The organism is Nocardia brevicatena NBRC 12119 (assembly GCF_000308495.1).
GTDB lineage: Bacteria > Actinomycetota > Actinomycetes > Mycobacteriales > Mycobacteriaceae > Nocardia > Nocardia brevicatena.
In genome coordinates this window covers 113,289-127,334 of record NZ_BAFU01000058.1, presented here as the reverse complement: position 1 = coordinate 127,334, position 14,046 = coordinate 113,289, and the positions used below count along the sequence as shown (strand labels likewise).

Sequence of the window (14,046 nt, the reverse complement as noted above, 5' to 3'; positions counted from 1 at the left end):
CCGGGAATGAACAAGCGCGTCATTGATGTCGACGCGCTCGCGCAGGCGGTCGGCTCCGGCGAGCGGGCCGCCCTGGCGCGGGCGATCACCCTGGTCGAATCCACCCGGGCCGACCACCGTGAGCTGGCCCAACAGTTGCTGCTGCAGCTCACCCCCGCCCGGGGGGAGGTGCTGTCGAATCGGGTCGGGATCACCGGGGTGCCCGGTGTCGGGAAATCCACCTTCATCGATTCGATGGGGATGTATCTGATCGGGCAGGGGCACCGGGTGGCGGTCTTGGCCGTGGACCCGTCGTCCACCCGCACCGGCGGGTCCATCCTCGGCGACAAGACCCGGATGGCGCGGCTGGCGGTGGAACCGAACGCCTACATCCGGCCTTCACCCACCGCCGGCACTCTCGGCGGTGTCGCCAAGGCCACCCGCGAAACCATCGTGCTGCTGGAGGCCGCCGGTTACGACGTGATCCTCGTGGAAACGGTCGGCGTTGGGCAGTCCGAGGTGACCGTCGCCAATATGGTGGACGTCTTCTGCTTCCTCACCCTCGCCCGTACCGGCGATCAGCTCCAGGGCATCAAGAAAGGTGTGCTCGAGCTCGCTGACCTGGTCGCGGTGAACAAGGCCGACGGCAAACACGAGGTCGAGGCCAAGGCCGCCGCCCGGGAACTATCGGGTGCGCTGCGGTTGATTCATCCGCACGACGCGCTGTGGCGGCCGCCGGTGCTCACCATGAGCGGTCTGGAGGGGGTGGGCCTGGAGAAATTCTGGTCTACCGTGCTGGAACACCGTCGGGTGCTCACCGACGCCGGGGAATTCGACGAGAAGCGCCGTCGCCAGCAGGTGGACTGGACCTGGACGATGGTGCACGACCAGTTGCTGCGCCGGTTGGGGGACAACCCGAAGGTCAAGGCCATACGCGGCAACGTGGAGCGGCAGGTCCGCGAAGGGACGCTCACCGCAGCCTTGGCCGCGGAACAACTTCTGGACGCCTTCGACAGTTGAGCCCGTGCGATCCCGGCCGGCTCGGGAACCTGCTTCCGAGCTCTTCGGTGTTCCGGATCGGGTGTTGTCGGCCCGGCGCGGTGCCGATGTGGCCGAGATTCCTGGTTCGGGGTCGGACAGGGTGTCCTGCCCACTTCACTCCAGGGCGCTCGGTCGTCCGCGGCCTGTTCGTTTCGGTTGTCCGGTTTCGTCCCGAGGGTGAGGTCGAGCAGACGGTCGACAGCACGACCGGGTCCGGGCATAGATTGCGGGTTCCACGCACCCGGCCGGTTCCATTCATCGACGAGGCTCTCCGGTGCAAGGTGGCGAACCGTGGGTCGACGGTCTACTTCCGCTTGGGGAGCAGTGCGCGCTGTTCGGAAATTAAATGTCACTACTTGGATATGCGCATCTAACTATTTAAATTCCCACATATAGGGAAACAGCCGAAAACGATACGACAAAGAGATGCTCAGGCGACTCCGAACAGTGTCGCGGCATTGCCGTAACAGACCGCCCGCAGCCACTCGTCTCCGAGATCGAGCCGTTCCAGCGCCGCGACGGCGTGGTGGTACGGGTGGGGGATATTCGGGAAATCGCTGCCGAACAGAATCCGTTCGCCCAGGTCGCGTAGTCGGGGTCGATCGGCCGATGGGAAAGGGACATCCTCCTCGGTGAAATCGGTGAACACCATGGTGGTATCGAGCAGGACGTTTCGATACCGCTCGGCCAGTTCGAAGAACTCCGTGTACTCCGGCATGCCCATATGCGCCACGATCAGCCGCAGCCGCGGGAACCGACGGAGCACCTCGGCGATCGGCCCCGGACCGGTGAACGTTCCGGGTGCCGGGCCGGAGCCGCAGTGCACGATCACCGGCACACCCGCGTCCTCCAGCGCCCCCCAGACCGGGTCGAGCAGCGGGTTCCGCGGATCGTAGTCGCCGACCTGGATATGCGCCTTGAAGATCCGTGCACCCTCCGACAGCGCCGTGTCCACATAGGCCACCGCCTCCGGTTCCGGATAGAAGGTGGCGGTGTGCAGACAGTCGGGTACCCGTGCGGCGAATTCGGCGGTCCATCCGTTCAGCCATTCCGCCATCCGCGGTTTGTGCGGATACACCAGCGAGGAGAAGGCGCGTACGCCGAAGCCGCGCAGCGTTTCCAAGCGCACCGCTTCATCGTCACGGTAGGTGATCGGCCACGGCCGCCCCGTCAGCGGGCCCGCCGAGTCGAAATACGCCCACACCTTGCGCATCACCCGTTCGGGCATGAAATGCGTGTGCACGTCGATGATCCCCGGCAGCCCCAGGCGTTCGCGGAAGTTCGTCAGATACACGTGGTCGTCGCCCATCACGCCTCCCGTGGTCTCGCCAGGTCACGCAGGTCGGTATCGCGGGGCGCCCGGGAGACCTGTGCCCCCGGGCTCGACGCGGCCGGGCACCCGTCGCGGTGATGCGGGGCGGGTGCTTCGAGGGGATAGAGGGCGCGGGCGAAATCGCCGATTCGGGTGATCATTCGGTCGAAGAAGAGTTCCGGATCGGTACCCACCACGATCTCGGCATTGGGTTCGCGGCCCCACATTCCGGCCCAGTCCGCGACGGTGGTGGCCCGGGTGATCGTGCCGGCCAGTTCGACATCCACCGTGGCGGAACGCGTGTGGGCAAGGGCCGGATCGAGGGCGACCGCCGCGGCGAACGGGTCGTGCATATGCGCCAGATAGCCCAGGTCGTAGGAGTGGTGGAAGTCGAAGTAGAACCGCACCGCATCGGTCAGATACCGCACGATGGGATTGCTTGCCGTCGACCGGGTGTTCGGCGGGCAGTCGGGTGACAGTATCTCGTGTGGAACGCTGCCCGCGCGCCGGGCGAGCCGGAGCAGATGCTCGGGGCGCATCTCGATGGTTTCGGTGATATCGAGCGCGCAGACCAGCGGCCGCCGGTCCGCCGGTGCGGTGGAGAAGGCATCGAAAACCGCTTTCGCGGCCTCGGGGTCCACGTGTACGTTCCATTCATTGGTGGGGGTGGTGTTGCCGGGATGGTTGAACGCCCCGCCCATGACGACCAGTCGGCGCAACAGCAGCGGTAGCCGTGGTTCCTCCCGGAGCGCGAGTGCGAGGTTGGTGAGCGGGCCGGTGCACAGTCCGACGATCTGTCCGGGGCGTTCCCGCACCAGATCTACCCACATGCGGGCCGCGGACCGGTCCGATACCCGCCGCGTCGGCGCCGGGAGTTCCGCGTATCCGACACCGTGCGGTCCGTGTGTGTCCTCGGTGGTGCGCAGGGGCACGGCCAGCGGCCGGGCCGCCCCGAGCGCCACCTCGATCTCGGGTGCCCGGCACAGTTCGAGCCACGCCAGGTTGTTCACCGCGACCTGCGCGGCGCCCACGTTCCCCGCGGTGGACGCTATTCCGACGATCTCGGCTTCCGGGCTCGCCAGGAGATAGAGCAGGGCCAGGGAATCGTCCACCCCGGTATCGACGTCCACGATGATCTGCCTGCGCACCCTGCGAGCCTATCCGGGACCTGCGGCGAAGTTGTCGGCCGGTGGGTCACCGTCGATCCGTGCCGGTGGGTCCGAGAACTCCGCCCGGGTCGGGTTCTGTGCCGGCTCGTCCCGAATACCGTGCGACCTCGCGCATTGCTCGACCGGGTCGCGGGGAGGTGTTCAGCCCCTGGTGGGCCAGTGGTGCTCGGCGGCGCGGGAACGCCGGAGCGGTTGCTGGTTCGGCTCGTTCGCCTCGGTGATTCCCAGATGTAGCAGCATGCCCACGGTGATCAGACTGACGGTCACGATCAGCGGCGTCAGCAGCTGCGCCGCCCCGGCGCCCGACGGGGTGTGCGACTGTCCGCTGTGATGGGCGTGCATGGCGAACATGCCGGTGTAATGCATTCCGGCGACCGCGATACCCATGACCAGCGCCGCTCCGATGGTGGCGAGCGTGCCGCGCACGTGCAGGGTGAACCAGAGCGCGGCGATCGACGCGACCACGGCAATCACCAGCGAGAGGATGACGATCTGCCCGTCGTAGCCGATCACCGCATCGGTTTTCATGGCATACATACCGGAGTAGTGCATGACGCCCACTCCCGCGCCGGCGATGGTGCCGCCGAGCAGCAGCGCGGAGACGCCGAGCGCTCGCTGTTGGGTCAGGGCCAGTCCGACCCACACCACGAGCATGGCGACGATCGCGCTGAATATGGTGACGGGCACGTCATAACGGATCGAGGCCCCATTGATCCGGAAACCGAGCATCGCCACGAAATGCATGACCCAGATACCGGTACCGCCGATGGCGACCGCGGCGGCGATGAGCCAGCCGTTTCGGGGGGAACCGTCCCGGACGCGGGCCATGCAGCGCAGGCCGAGCAACGATCCGGTGAACGACATGATGTAGGCGACCACGGGCGTCAGCCACCCGTGACTTAAGTGGTCGATCTCCAGCACGTAACCTCCAAGCTGGATGGATGCTCGCCTGCCGGAGGGTGAAGTGAGCATCTCGAAATAATGAACATGCAGCTAGTGAATTTAGAGTAGGTAACTAGTTCAAAACAAGGGGTTGACAGAAACGGTGGTGACTCACCTATAGCGCGCGTAACACCGCTTTCCGCGTGGTCGAATCCCCCTCTTGGAATTCATCCCCCGGCAATCGATTCGCACACATACCGCGAGCCCGTCGAGGGGTCGGACGCGGTCGACGCGAACTCGACGACCTGGTCGGCATGTTCGTCGGTACCCTCACCGTCCTCTGATGGCGGGTCCGGTACCCGACTCGGGGTTCCGGTAGTAGTCGCGCGGAAAACAACGAAGTTGCCTGGACCAGCGGTGATGGCGGGTTCGGGCTGCGGGGCGTCGTGTTTGGTGCTCGGCTTGGCTGCCGATGAGGTTGGTCGGTGTGCTGGAGGTCGGGTTTCGTGGCGACGTGGATGTTCGCGGACGAGGAGTTGGCGCGGCTGCGCGGGTTTCCGGAGGTCGGCCGCGAGGAGTTGTTCCGGTTCTTCACGCTGAGCCCGGCCGATGTTGTGTTCGTCGCGCCGGTGCGGGGGCGTGGACCGGCTGGGTTTGTCGGTGGCGTTGTGCACGTTGCCGTGGTTGGGGTTCGTGCCGGACAAGGTGGCGGCCGCGCCGCCGGTAGTGGTGGCGCGGTTGGTGGAGCAGTTGAACGTTGATGCGGCGCTGATCGGTTCGTATGGTCGGCGGGCGCAGACGCGTTCCGAGCATCTGCGGCTGGTCGCCTGGTATCTGGGCTGGCGTTCGGCGGGTGCGATGGAGTTGAAGGAGCTGGACGAGTTCTTGTTGGTGCGGGCGATGGAGCATGATTCGCCGACGTTGTTGTTCCGGTTGGGGTGTGAGTATCTGCTCTCGGCGTGGAGTTGGACGGCTTGCTGGTCACCGATGCTTCGATACGGATGTCACGGTTGCGGTGGCTGGCGACCGGCCCTGTGGAGGCATCCGCGGCCGCAGTGCGCAACGAGGTCGAGAAGCTGGGGTTTGTGCGCGGCCTGGGCGCGGACGCCCTCGATCTGTCGGTGCTGCCCGCCGAGCGTCGTCGGTTCCTGGCCATGCTGGGCCGCCGCCTGACTCCGCAGGCTCTGGAACGTCGTGATCCGGAGCGTCGGTATCCGATCTTGTTGACGGTGCTGGCGCAGTCGGGGACCGATGTGCTCGATGAGGTGGTGGCGCTGTTCGATCAGGAGCAGGCCCGCAGCCCGGAGTTGAAACGCAATCTGATCGCGGTGCTGCTGGCCTATTCCACGAATCTGGGGCTCATGCGGATGGCGGAGGCGTCCGGCATCTCCTACGACATCCTCGCCTGGACGTCGGAGTGGTACGTGCGGGAGGAGACGCTGCGCGCGGCGAACCTGGCGATCATCGGCTACCACCAGAGGCTGCCGCTGACCATGGTGTTCGGGACCGGCACTCTGTCGTCCTCGGACGGGCAGCGGTTCCCCACCCGCGGCAAATCCACCACCGCCCGCGCGGTGAACCTGTGGTTCGCCGAGGAGGGCCTGTCGACCTACACTCATGTGACCGATCAGCACACCACCTACGGCACCAAGGTGATCGTCACCACCCGCCGCGAAGCCCACTACGTGCTGGATGAAATCCTCGGCAACGCGACCGATCTGCCGATCACCGAGCACGCGACCGACACTCACAGGGTCACCCTGGTGAACTTCGCGCTGTTCGATCTGCTCGGGATGCAGCTGTCCCCGTGCATCCGGGACCTGGGCAAGATCACCTTGCACCGACCGGTGCCGCGCGCCGAGGCCGACATGCGGTTCCCGCACGCTGAGCCGTTGCTGACCCGCAAACTGAATCTGGATTTGATCGCCGAACACTACGACGACCTGATCAGATTGGCCGGGTCGCTGAAGTTCGGGCATGCCACCGCGTCGCTGCTGGTCGGCAAGCTGTCGGCGTCGGGCCGGCAGAACGCTCTGGCGGCGGCGCTCAAGGAGTACGGCGCGATGCGCCGCACCATCTACGCCTGCCGGTACCTGACCGACCCGGACTACCGGCGCAGGATCTCGCGCCAGCTCAATAAGGGCGAATCCATCCACGCCCTCAAACGCGGCCTCATCTACGCCCACGAAGGCGCCTTCCGGGCCCGTCACCCGGAAGCCCAGACCGAGCAGGCCTGGTGTTTGACCCTGGCCACGAATGCGGTGATCGCCTGGACGACAGATCGCGGTCGAGCAGATACGCCGTCAGGGCCGCCGCATCGATGCCGATGTGCTGGCTCACATCTCGCCTGCGCACAGCGAGAACATCAACTTCTTCGGCGCGATCGAGTTCTTCGGCGCGATCGAGGTCGATATCGACGCCGAGCTCGCCGCGCTCGGTCCGACCGGGTACCGGCCGCTGCAGGCCTGCGACACCCTGTTCTGATCGCCGCACGCGGCCCGCGGGTGCGCCTCAGGTGCGGGCGGGCAGCAACTCGGCGACGAGTTCTTCGACGAGACTGCGGGTCTCGTCGCGGATTGCACACACCTTCAACTGCGTGGTGTTGTGGAAAACCGTCTACATGGGCCGAGCGTCCGCCGTGCTTCGCCCGCAGAAGCATCCGGTGCTCGACGCGGACGTGGCACGGTTGTCGCCGTTCATACGCACCCCACATCGGCATCGACGGGCATTACGGCTTCTACCTGCCCGACCTGGGCGGGACACGCCGCTACGTGATCCCGACGCCCGCGACGAACGAGTGTCGTTGTCGGTGCCGGTGGCGATACGAGGTGGTCGATGCCGAGGAGCCTCACCACCGGGTAGCGGCGGGCAGGGCAAGGCGCCGTGGTCGGCCGTGACGGTGGGTCCCGGGGCGGTTCATGGTCTCGGAGGGTTGGCGATGGTGCCTGCGGCCTTGCGCATCTGTGCTTCGGCGCGGGCTGTGTGGGTGGCGGGGTCGATCACCAGCAGTCGTAGGCGCCGATCGTGCGGACCGAAGACATACATCACCTGGGGCGGCTGGTCGGGAAGCGGACCGGAAACCTCGATCCCGTCGGGAGCGTCGATGGCCCGTTGGGTCAGGCTCAGCGAATTCCAGTCGAAGGTGATCCGGATGGTCGCGCCCAGTCGCGTGGTGAGCGCGGACACCAGGTCGTGCAGTTCGGTGGTGAGGTTGTCGGTTCTGGGCCACCAGGCGCCGTCGATGTCCTCGGAGCGCTCGTCACGGTCGCGCAGCAGCAGTCGTGGTGTGCGGGTCGGCGTGTCGAACGGTTGTCCACCACCGGCGGTGGCCTGGAATCGCCCCAGACCGCGGTCGGCGGCGGCACCGCCCCTGCCCCGCGGCGGGTTCTGTGTCATATCCGTCCTCCCGCAGGGGTCGGGTATCCCGCAAAGGATGGGAGATGGTCCGTGTCCGGGTCCACTGGCGCGCCATGGCCGCCTTCGTCATCCCAGCGGCGCAGCGCGGTCGCGTTCTGACTGCGATCGAGGACAGCCCGGGTGTCGGCTGCCACCAGTTCGTCGGCGGTGAGTTCATTTCCCGGTCGGGATGCCGCGGACAGCAGCGCTTGGGCGGAGACGGTCTCGGTGCCCGCGGGGATCACCAGGAGAACGAGCCGGGTCCGATCCAGTCCCAGGACGCAGAGCGTGTGGGTGGGCAGATGTCGGTAGCCGTCCAAATGAACCGAACGTCCGCCGAGCGTCGTGCGTCTCGGCGCCGCTTGCCAGGCGTCCATGTTGTACATGACGCGGTCGATGGTGCCTGTCTGTCCGATGAACAGCGCCTCCAGCTCGACCAGTTCGGCGACCAGGTCACGTGTGCGGGGCCACCAGGCCCCGTCCACTACCCCGGGGCGGGGCGCTCGCGGTGTCGGCGACCGCCGCGATGCCGGCGGACCGCTGCGAAGGGAAAGCCGTGCGGAACGGTCCGGCAGGATCCGCTCATGTTGTAGCGTCATCACGACGCTCCTGACCGGGACCGCATAGCGGCCCCTTTCATTCGCCGGGTGACGACGAGACCACCGATGGTCTCGTACGAAAAGCCCCCGACACTCTCAGCCTACCCTCCGGGTACATACCGGCCCGACGTGCACGCATGTACGGTGACCTGCGGCACCACACAGGCACCTCGCCGTGTCGGATAATCTCTCCGCAGGCCGAACCCTTCCGAACCGCTCCCCTTCGACGGATGAACATCGCCATCGGGGTATGTGTCCGCGCGGCGCCGAGGATGGTTACCGAGTCGCAGCACTGAGCGGCGTGGTCGAGTCTCGACACGGGGGAAGACCGGGCGTTGACTGGGGTAGGTCCGTACTCCCCAGGCCTTGGAGGCCGTCATGATCATCATTTTGGGGCTCGTCGTTCTGCTCGCCGCCGTGATCATCGGTGTGGTCGGGGTGCTGGGCAACGCCGGGGCCGCTCATGCGTTGACCGACAACTTCACCGTGCTGGGGTACCACGTCACCGGTTCGACCGGGGCACTATTCCTCTCCGGCATCGTCGTCGGTGCGGTCGCCGCGTTCGGCCTGGGTCTGCTGCTTGCCAGTGCACGGTGGACCTCGCGCCGCGGTCGCCTCGCCCGCCGCGAACTGAAACAATCCCGCCTCGAGACCGCCGCAGCGAGGCAGGACCGCGACCGACTCACCGCTGCACCGACCGATACCACCGTCGCGCCGACGGCCCACGGGTCGCCCTACGGCAGCCCCCGAACCTGGCGTCATCCGTTCGGCAATCGATCCGCCGGATCGACCACCGCCCCACATTGATAGACCACGAGACCGTGCGGGAGCCGAGTTCCTGCCATCGCCGTTCCCCTCGACCGACCACACCCGAGCCGCTCAATACAATAGCGAGGGTGCCGGTCGGCAATGCTCGACAGGCCCGCTCCTCGCGTCCGACTCGTACCTGTACCTGCTTGCCGTGTCGCCGAGCAAAAGTATGGAGGATCGATCGCATGGTCGGACTCATCGATCTGGTTCAGACCCTTACCGCGCCGCACCCGCTCGACCGGTACCTGGAGCTGGTGCGCCCGACCTTCACGCTGCGCGATATGCGCGCCCAGATCACAGATGTGTGCCGCTCGGTTCCCGGCTCGGTGACTTTTGTCCTGCGTCCGACACGGCAGTGGCGCGGGCATCTGGCCGGCCAGTTCGTGCGGCTCGGTGTGCTGATCGACGGTGTCAAACACACTCGCTGCTATTCACCGGTGAACTCCCAGGCACGCGGTGACCGGCGTATCGAGCTCACCGTCAAGGCACACCCGAACGGGCTCGTGTCGCAATACCTTTATCATCATGCGGCGCCCGGAATGGTGGTCGACCTTGCCCCGGCGGCGGGGGTGTTCCATCTGCCCGATCCGCGCCCGGAGCGGGTTGTGCTGATCAGCGGCGGTAGCGGCATCACCCCGGTGCTGTCCATGCTGCGGACGCTGGCCGACGAGAACCATGTCGGTGAGGTGCTGTTCTTACACTATGCGCGCTCGCCGCAGGTGGTGCCGTATCGGGCCGAGCTCGAAACACTCACGCAGCGGCATGCCGGCCTCCGCATCGAACTGCGCTACACCCAGCAGGCCACCAGGCAGCGGACTGCCTCCGACACCGCCGCACCGCGGACCTGCGCGGCCACCGCCCCCAGCCGCTTCGGATACGACGAGCTGGAGCGGGTGGCGCCGTGGTTCGCCCAGGCGCAGACCTACGTGTGTGGCCCGCCGTCGCTGATGTCGGCGGTGCGTACTGTCTACGAGGCCGAGCAGCTCGACGACCGGCTGCACACCGAGGAATTCACGGTGACCGCGGCCCCCACGGACCCGACGGATGCCAGAGGGGAGGTGACCTTCTTCGGCAGCGGCGTCACCGCCGAGAACACCGGCGCCACCCTGCTCGAACAGGCCGAATCCGCCGGCCTCACCCCGACATACGGCTGCCGCATGGGGATCTGCTTGTCCTGCACCGTCATCCGCCGCTCGGGCTGTACCCGCAATATCCGCACCGGTGAGCTCGACAGCGACCCGGACCGGCCCATCCAGCTCTGCATCAATGCTCCGGTCGGCGACGTGGATGTCGCAATCTGAGAAGGGAGTGCCCCATGGTCATGCGGACCGAAACGAAGGACGGACCGGTCGCGCTGTCCGCCGAACAGGTGACAGAACTCGGCCGTGCACTGGACGAATTGCGCGACCGTATCACCGCCGACCTGGGTGAGCGCGATCGCGAATACATCTACTCGATCATCACCACACAACGCGGTCTCGAGATCACCGGCCGCGGCCTGATGTATCTCGGCTTCCTGCCACCGTTCTGGCTGGCAGGCGTCGCGGCACTGAGCATGTCCAAGATCCTGGACAACATGGAGATCGGCCACAACGTCATGCACGGTCAGTGGGACTGGATGCGCGAACCCGGGCTGAACTCCCGTGTATTCGAATGGGACAACGTCTGCCCCGCGGACCAGTGGAAGCATTCGCACAACTACGTACACCACACCTTCACCAATATCCACGGCCGCGACCGCGATATCGGGTACGGCGTGTTACGCATCGACGAGGCTCAGAAGTGGCATCCGTACTATCTGGGCAACCCGATGTATGCGTTCCTGGGAATGCTGCTGTTCGAATGGGGCGTGATGCTGCACGACCTGGAGTTCGACAACATCATCCAAGGCAAACGCACATGGTGGGATATCAAGCGGTTGCTCGAGGGCCAGTGGCGCAAGGCGCGTAAACAAATCCTCAAGGACTACGTCGTCTTCCCGCTGCTCAGCGGCCCACTGATGCTGTCCACCCTGGCCGGGAACGCCACCGCCAATCTGGTCCGCAACATCTGGGCCCACTCGATCATCTTCTGCGGCCACTTCCCTTCCGGGGTACAAACATTCACCCAGGAAGAAACCGAGAACGAAACCCGCGGCGAATGGTATGTGCGGCAGATGCTGGGCTCGTCGAACATCACCGGCGGCAAGTTGTTTCACATCATGGCGGGCAACCTGTCACATCAGATCGAGCACCATCTGTTCCCCGACCTGCCCGCCAACCGTTATTCGGAAATCGCGCCCGAGGTGCACTCGCTGTGCCAAAAGTATGGCCTGCCCTACAACACCGGTCCCCTGGGCAGACAGATCGGGTCGGTGTGGCTCAAGATCTTCCGCCTCGCACTGCCACCATGGCCGGCCAGGAAAACGCCGGAACCAGGTGTTGTCGTGATGCGGAACCAGAAGGACGACGAAACGGCCTCCGAAGGATCGGCGCCTTCGAAAGCAACACAGATCTGAGCCGGGAATCGACCTCGTCCGGGACACGACACATCGGCCGTTCCGGTCGCATGTGCTGCTCTACGAGCGCGAACTCGACACGGCCGACCGCATCACCCTCGACGGCGGCCGATCACAGCGGGTCGGTCGGGCGCACCCGACCGACCCGATTCTCCTGTTCCGGTATTAGGAGAGGAGACTCGAGGGATGAATCGTAGATACCGGCCACCGCCGAGCCTGTTCAGTCATCTCGAGGAACCCGCCGTCACCTCTTTACCGGCCGGTGCGGGCGTGGTGTGCTCTCCGGTGTTCAGCAGCGTCGTATCGGGTGCCGCGGCGGCGGATGATGCCGCGGTGACGGACGGGGATGATCGGTGAACCCGAAGGCCCGGGCCTGGGATCTCGGGTACACGACCGGTTGGCGGCTGGTGCGCGCCCTACCGCGGCGGTGGGCAATGCGCCTGTTCGACCTCGCGGCCCGCGACAGTGGCCCGCTCCGATTGCGGCGCAACCTGGCGCGGGTACTGCATCGCCACACAGCCGGCCGATCGGCGCATGCCGCCACCGGTGTGGACCGCCGATCACACCGCCGACGGCTCGCCCGTGAGCACGCTCACAGCATCCCGCCGCACTGACCGGACGCCCCACTCTATTCGCCGTTGCGTCTCGTATACGTCGAGACCGGTCGCCGCATCTGCGTGTAGGCTCGACGGTATTCGGCGGCAACACGCGCGCTGACCAGCAGAGGTCGCGCCGCCCCGGGTTACCGATCCGGCCCTTTCCTGGCCGTGACAGGAGCGTCCGATGACGCCACAATCGATCAATGTGCCTTCGGCACCGCTTGGTCGCACACCTACTCTCACCCCACGATTACGTCTGCGTCCGGATCCCAGCGGCTATATCGATGCGGCCTGGTGGCCCCGATCGAGCAACCTGACTACCGAGCTCCCCGACCTGATCACCACGCTCGGACTGCGGACAGGGCCGATATGGCGCATCGTCTACGACCCACGTGCCTGGTCACCCACCGACCGGCACCTCGTCGTGGCCGACCGCACCATACAGCTCGACCCGTATCCGTTCGAACTGTTCGGCACCATGTACATATGCGGGAGCGGTGGTGCCGTGCTAGTGGTGCAGGCCATACCCGCCGGTGCCGACGCGGCCTTCGCGCGATCCGCGCTCGCAGCGGCCGGGGACCTGCCGGATCCGATCTGGGACCACGGCGACTGTCATGAGCCATGACTCCGCGTCACGCCCCATAACCAACCATGCCGCGATGGGCGCCGCGACCACGTCCTCTCGCAACCGGCAGCCTTTTCTCTTCCCGACCCGTACCCCTCGCCTGCTCCTGCGCCGCCGCGACGCCGAACCGGCACCGGTCGATGGGGCCTGGTGGCCACGGACACGGAACCTCACCACCGAACTGCACGAGCTGATCAGCGCCCTCTCCTCCCGGCTCGGACCCCTCGCCCGCATCGGATTCGACTGGAACGCGAACAGCCGCGCACAACGCCGCATCGAAGACGACGACGGCATACCCACCCCCAGCCCAGAACCCGACCGGCCACCCGATGTCATGCAACTGGTCGCAACCGACGGCACCAGCGTGTCCCTGCTGATCGTCCCGTCCGACACCGATCTGCGTCTTGCCGGTGAACGGATGCGGCAAGCAGTGGCATAACCCTCCCATGTCCCCACCCACGGGGGGAGTGTCGGGATCGGCTGCAGCCGCCATGGCCGGGGTTCTCGATCAGCACCGGCTTCAGCGGCGGCTCGGCGATCGCGAAAGTTCACATACCCCGGCTTGCGCTTGGCCGGCTCCGTGCCGAACAAGGTCGAGTAGAAGGTGACGGCCTGGTCGAATCCGAGCGGCGCGGGATGAACGTCGTCCACCGGGCACGCCGTGACGCCCTCGCCGCCCTGTGTCCGGTGCTCGATCCCCACTGCTGCACCTGAACCGGATCCGCCGCTTGCCACGGATAACGGCCTGTTATCTGTGGCAGCATAAACCTGGCCTGCGGCAACACCGTTCCGGCGGTGCGCGAAGCGGCCCCGTTATCTGTAGCAAGCCCGGCGAGGGAGGTCACCGCGATGCCGTCGCCGATCACTGTCCGCGCGGCCGCCGACGCCTACCTCGAGTTCAATCCGGTCGGCGAATACCCGCCGCGCCTACACTAACGCCGTCGACAAGACCACCGACCAGCTCGGCGAGAACCGACCGCTGGCCGACGTGGTCGACGACGAGATCGGCGAAGCTCTCGAAACTCTCTGGGGTGAAGCGGCGGTCAATACCTGGAACGCCCGCTGCGCCGCCGTCGCGTCCTGGCTGGCGTGGTGCCGCGAGCACGGGCACACCGCCCCGGCGGTCCTGGCCTGGGT

The 14,046-nt window shown here is 66.3% G+C and carries 13 protein-coding genes and 3 pseudogenes; 10 read left to right on the top strand and 6 right to left on the bottom strand.

The window, feature by feature from the left end; genetic code table 11:
• The first annotated feature begins 6 nt into the window (after positions 1 to 6).
• On the top strand, positions 7 to 999 hold the full coding sequence (meaB, locus tag ON20_RS15130) for a methylmalonyl Co-A mutase-associated GTPase MeaB (RefSeq protein WP_040836170.1): 993 nt from the start codon (positions 7 to 9) through the stop codon (positions 997 to 999).
• Positions 1,000 to 1,450: 451 nt separating this feature from the next.
• Here the strand turns inward: meaB and ON20_RS15125 are convergent, their stop codons facing one another.
• The 3 genes from ON20_RS15125 to ON20_RS15115 form a co-directional block, all read right to left on the bottom strand.
• Entirely contained in the window at positions 1,451 to 2,329 is an 879-nt protein-coding gene (locus ON20_RS15125; RefSeq protein WP_040836168.1) for an amidohydrolase family protein, read from the bottom strand.
• Complete coding sequence (locus ON20_RS15120) at positions 2,329 to 3,480, bottom strand: nucleoside hydrolase (RefSeq protein ID WP_083864933.1); 1,152 nt, start codon at positions 3,478 to 3,480, stop codon at positions 2,329 to 2,331. The genes ON20_RS15125 and ON20_RS15120 overlap by 1 nt, the downstream gene beginning before the upstream one ends.
• Before the next feature lie 162 nt (positions 3,481 to 3,642).
• A complete protein-coding gene (locus tag ON20_RS15115; protein WP_245547248.1) occupies positions 3,643 to 4,473 on the bottom strand; it encodes an MHYT domain-containing protein in 831 nt (276 codons plus the stop codon).
• A gap of 519 nt (positions 4,474 to 4,992) precedes the next feature.
• Between ON20_RS15115 and ON20_RS40280 the strand changes: the two are divergent.
• Positions 4,993 to 6,867, top strand: a pseudogene (locus ON20_RS40280) (Tn3 family transposase).
• A gap of 432 nt (positions 6,868 to 7,299) precedes the next feature.
• On the opposite strand, the gene ON20_RS15105 reads toward ON20_RS40280, so the two are convergent.
• Positions 7,300 to 7,779, bottom strand: coding sequence for a DUF5994 family protein (locus tag ON20_RS15105; RefSeq protein ID WP_051162519.1), 480 nt, complete (start codon positions 7,777 to 7,779; stop codon positions 7,300 to 7,302).
• Entirely contained in the window at positions 7,776 to 8,378 is a 603-nt protein-coding gene (locus tag ON20_RS37640) for a DUF5994 family protein (protein WP_174361890.1), read from the bottom strand. Before ON20_RS37640 ends, ON20_RS15105 begins: the two co-directional genes overlap by 4 nt.
• Positions 8,379 to 8,756: 378 nt before the next feature.
• Here ON20_RS37640 and ON20_RS15095 point away from each other — a divergent pair, with 378 nt between their 5' ends.
• The 8 genes and pseudogenes from ON20_RS15095 to ON20_RS38935 form a co-directional block, all read left to right on the top strand.
• Entirely contained in the window at positions 8,757 to 9,185 is a 429-nt protein-coding gene (locus ON20_RS15095) for a hypothetical protein (protein ID WP_040836165.1), read from the top strand.
• 188 nt (positions 9,186 to 9,373) lie between these two features.
• The gene (locus ON20_RS15090) at positions 9,374 to 10,489 is read left to right on the top strand and encodes a ferredoxin reductase (protein WP_083864932.1); all 1,116 of its coding nucleotides are present in this window, start codon (positions 9,374 to 9,376) and stop codon (positions 10,487 to 10,489) included.
• 14 nt (positions 10,490 to 10,503) lie between these two features.
• On the top strand, positions 10,504 to 11,685 hold the full coding sequence (locus tag ON20_RS15085; RefSeq protein ID WP_051162513.1) for a fatty acid desaturase family protein: 1,182 nt from the start codon (positions 10,504 to 10,506) through the stop codon (positions 11,683 to 11,685).
• Between the two features lie 186 nt (positions 11,686 to 11,871).
• On the top strand, positions 11,872 to 12,042 hold the full coding sequence (locus ON20_RS36470) for a hypothetical protein (protein ID WP_157228863.1): 171 nt from the start codon (positions 11,872 to 11,874) through the stop codon (positions 12,040 to 12,042).
• A pseudogene (locus tag ON20_RS36465) lies at positions 12,039 to 12,191 on the top strand (phosphatidylinositol mannoside acyltransferase); the annotation flags it as partial. The gene ON20_RS36470 and the pseudogene ON20_RS36465, both read left to right, overlap by 4 nt.
• A 277-nt stretch (positions 12,192 to 12,468) precedes the next feature.
• Positions 12,469 to 12,909, top strand: coding sequence for a DUF5994 family protein (locus ON20_RS15075; RefSeq protein ID WP_051162511.1), 441 nt, complete (start codon positions 12,469 to 12,471; stop codon positions 12,907 to 12,909).
• The gene (locus tag ON20_RS15070; protein WP_040836163.1) at positions 12,899 to 13,348 is read left to right on the top strand and encodes a DUF5994 family protein; all 450 of its coding nucleotides are present in this window, start codon (positions 12,899 to 12,901) and stop codon (positions 13,346 to 13,348) included. Before ON20_RS15075 ends, ON20_RS15070 begins: the two co-directional genes overlap by 11 nt.
• A gap of 170 nt (positions 13,349 to 13,518) precedes the next feature.
• A pseudogene (locus ON20_RS38935) lies at positions 13,519 to 13,623 on the top strand (Rv2640c family ArsR-like transcriptional regulator); the annotation flags it as partial.
• A 184-nt stretch (positions 13,624 to 13,807) separates the two neighbouring features.
• On the opposite strand, the gene ON20_RS38930 reads toward ON20_RS38935, so the two are convergent.
• Positions 13,808 to 14,020 carry a hypothetical protein gene (locus ON20_RS38930; RefSeq protein WP_245547246.1) on the bottom strand — a complete coding sequence of 71 codons (213 nt, stop codon included), beginning with the start codon at positions 14,018 to 14,020 and terminating at the stop codon, positions 13,808 to 13,810.
• Positions 14,021 to 14,046: the final 26 nt, after the last annotated feature.

Bases quoted from the DNA above. Each gene is read 5' to 3' on its own strand.
- meaB (WP_040836170.1), top strand. From the start codon at position 7: ATGAACAAGCGCGTCATTGATGTCGACGCGCTCGCGCAGGCGGTCGGC.
- ON20_RS15125 (WP_040836168.1), bottom strand. From the start codon at position 2,329: ATGGGCGACGACCACGTGTATCTGACGAACTTCCGCGAACGCCTGGGG.
- ON20_RS15115 (WP_245547248.1), bottom strand. From the start codon at position 4,473: ATGCTCACTTCACCCTCCGGCAGGCGAGCATCCATCCAGCTTGGAGGT.
- ON20_RS15105 (WP_051162519.1), bottom strand. From the start codon at position 7,779: ATGACACAGAACCCGCCGCGGGGCAGGGGCGGTGCCGCCGCCGACCGC.
- ON20_RS37640 (WP_174361890.1), bottom strand. From the start codon at position 8,378: ATGACGCTACAACATGAGCGGATCCTGCCGGACCGTTCCGCACGGCTT.
- ON20_RS15095 (WP_040836165.1), top strand. From the start codon at position 8,757: ATGATCATCATTTTGGGGCTCGTCGTTCTGCTCGCCGCCGTGATCATC.
- ON20_RS15090 (WP_083864932.1), top strand. From the start codon at position 9,374: ATGGTCGGACTCATCGATCTGGTTCAGACCCTTACCGCGCCGCACCCG.
- ON20_RS15085 (WP_051162513.1), top strand. From the start codon at position 10,504: ATGGTCATGCGGACCGAAACGAAGGACGGACCGGTCGCGCTGTCCGCC.
- ON20_RS36470 (WP_157228863.1), top strand. From the start codon at position 11,872: ATGAATCGTAGATACCGGCCACCGCCGAGCCTGTTCAGTCATCTCGAG.
- ON20_RS15075 (WP_051162511.1), top strand. From the start codon at position 12,469: ATGACGCCACAATCGATCAATGTGCCTTCGGCACCGCTTGGTCGCACA.
- ON20_RS15070 (WP_040836163.1), top strand. From the start codon at position 12,899: ATGAGCCATGACTCCGCGTCACGCCCCATAACCAACCATGCCGCGATG.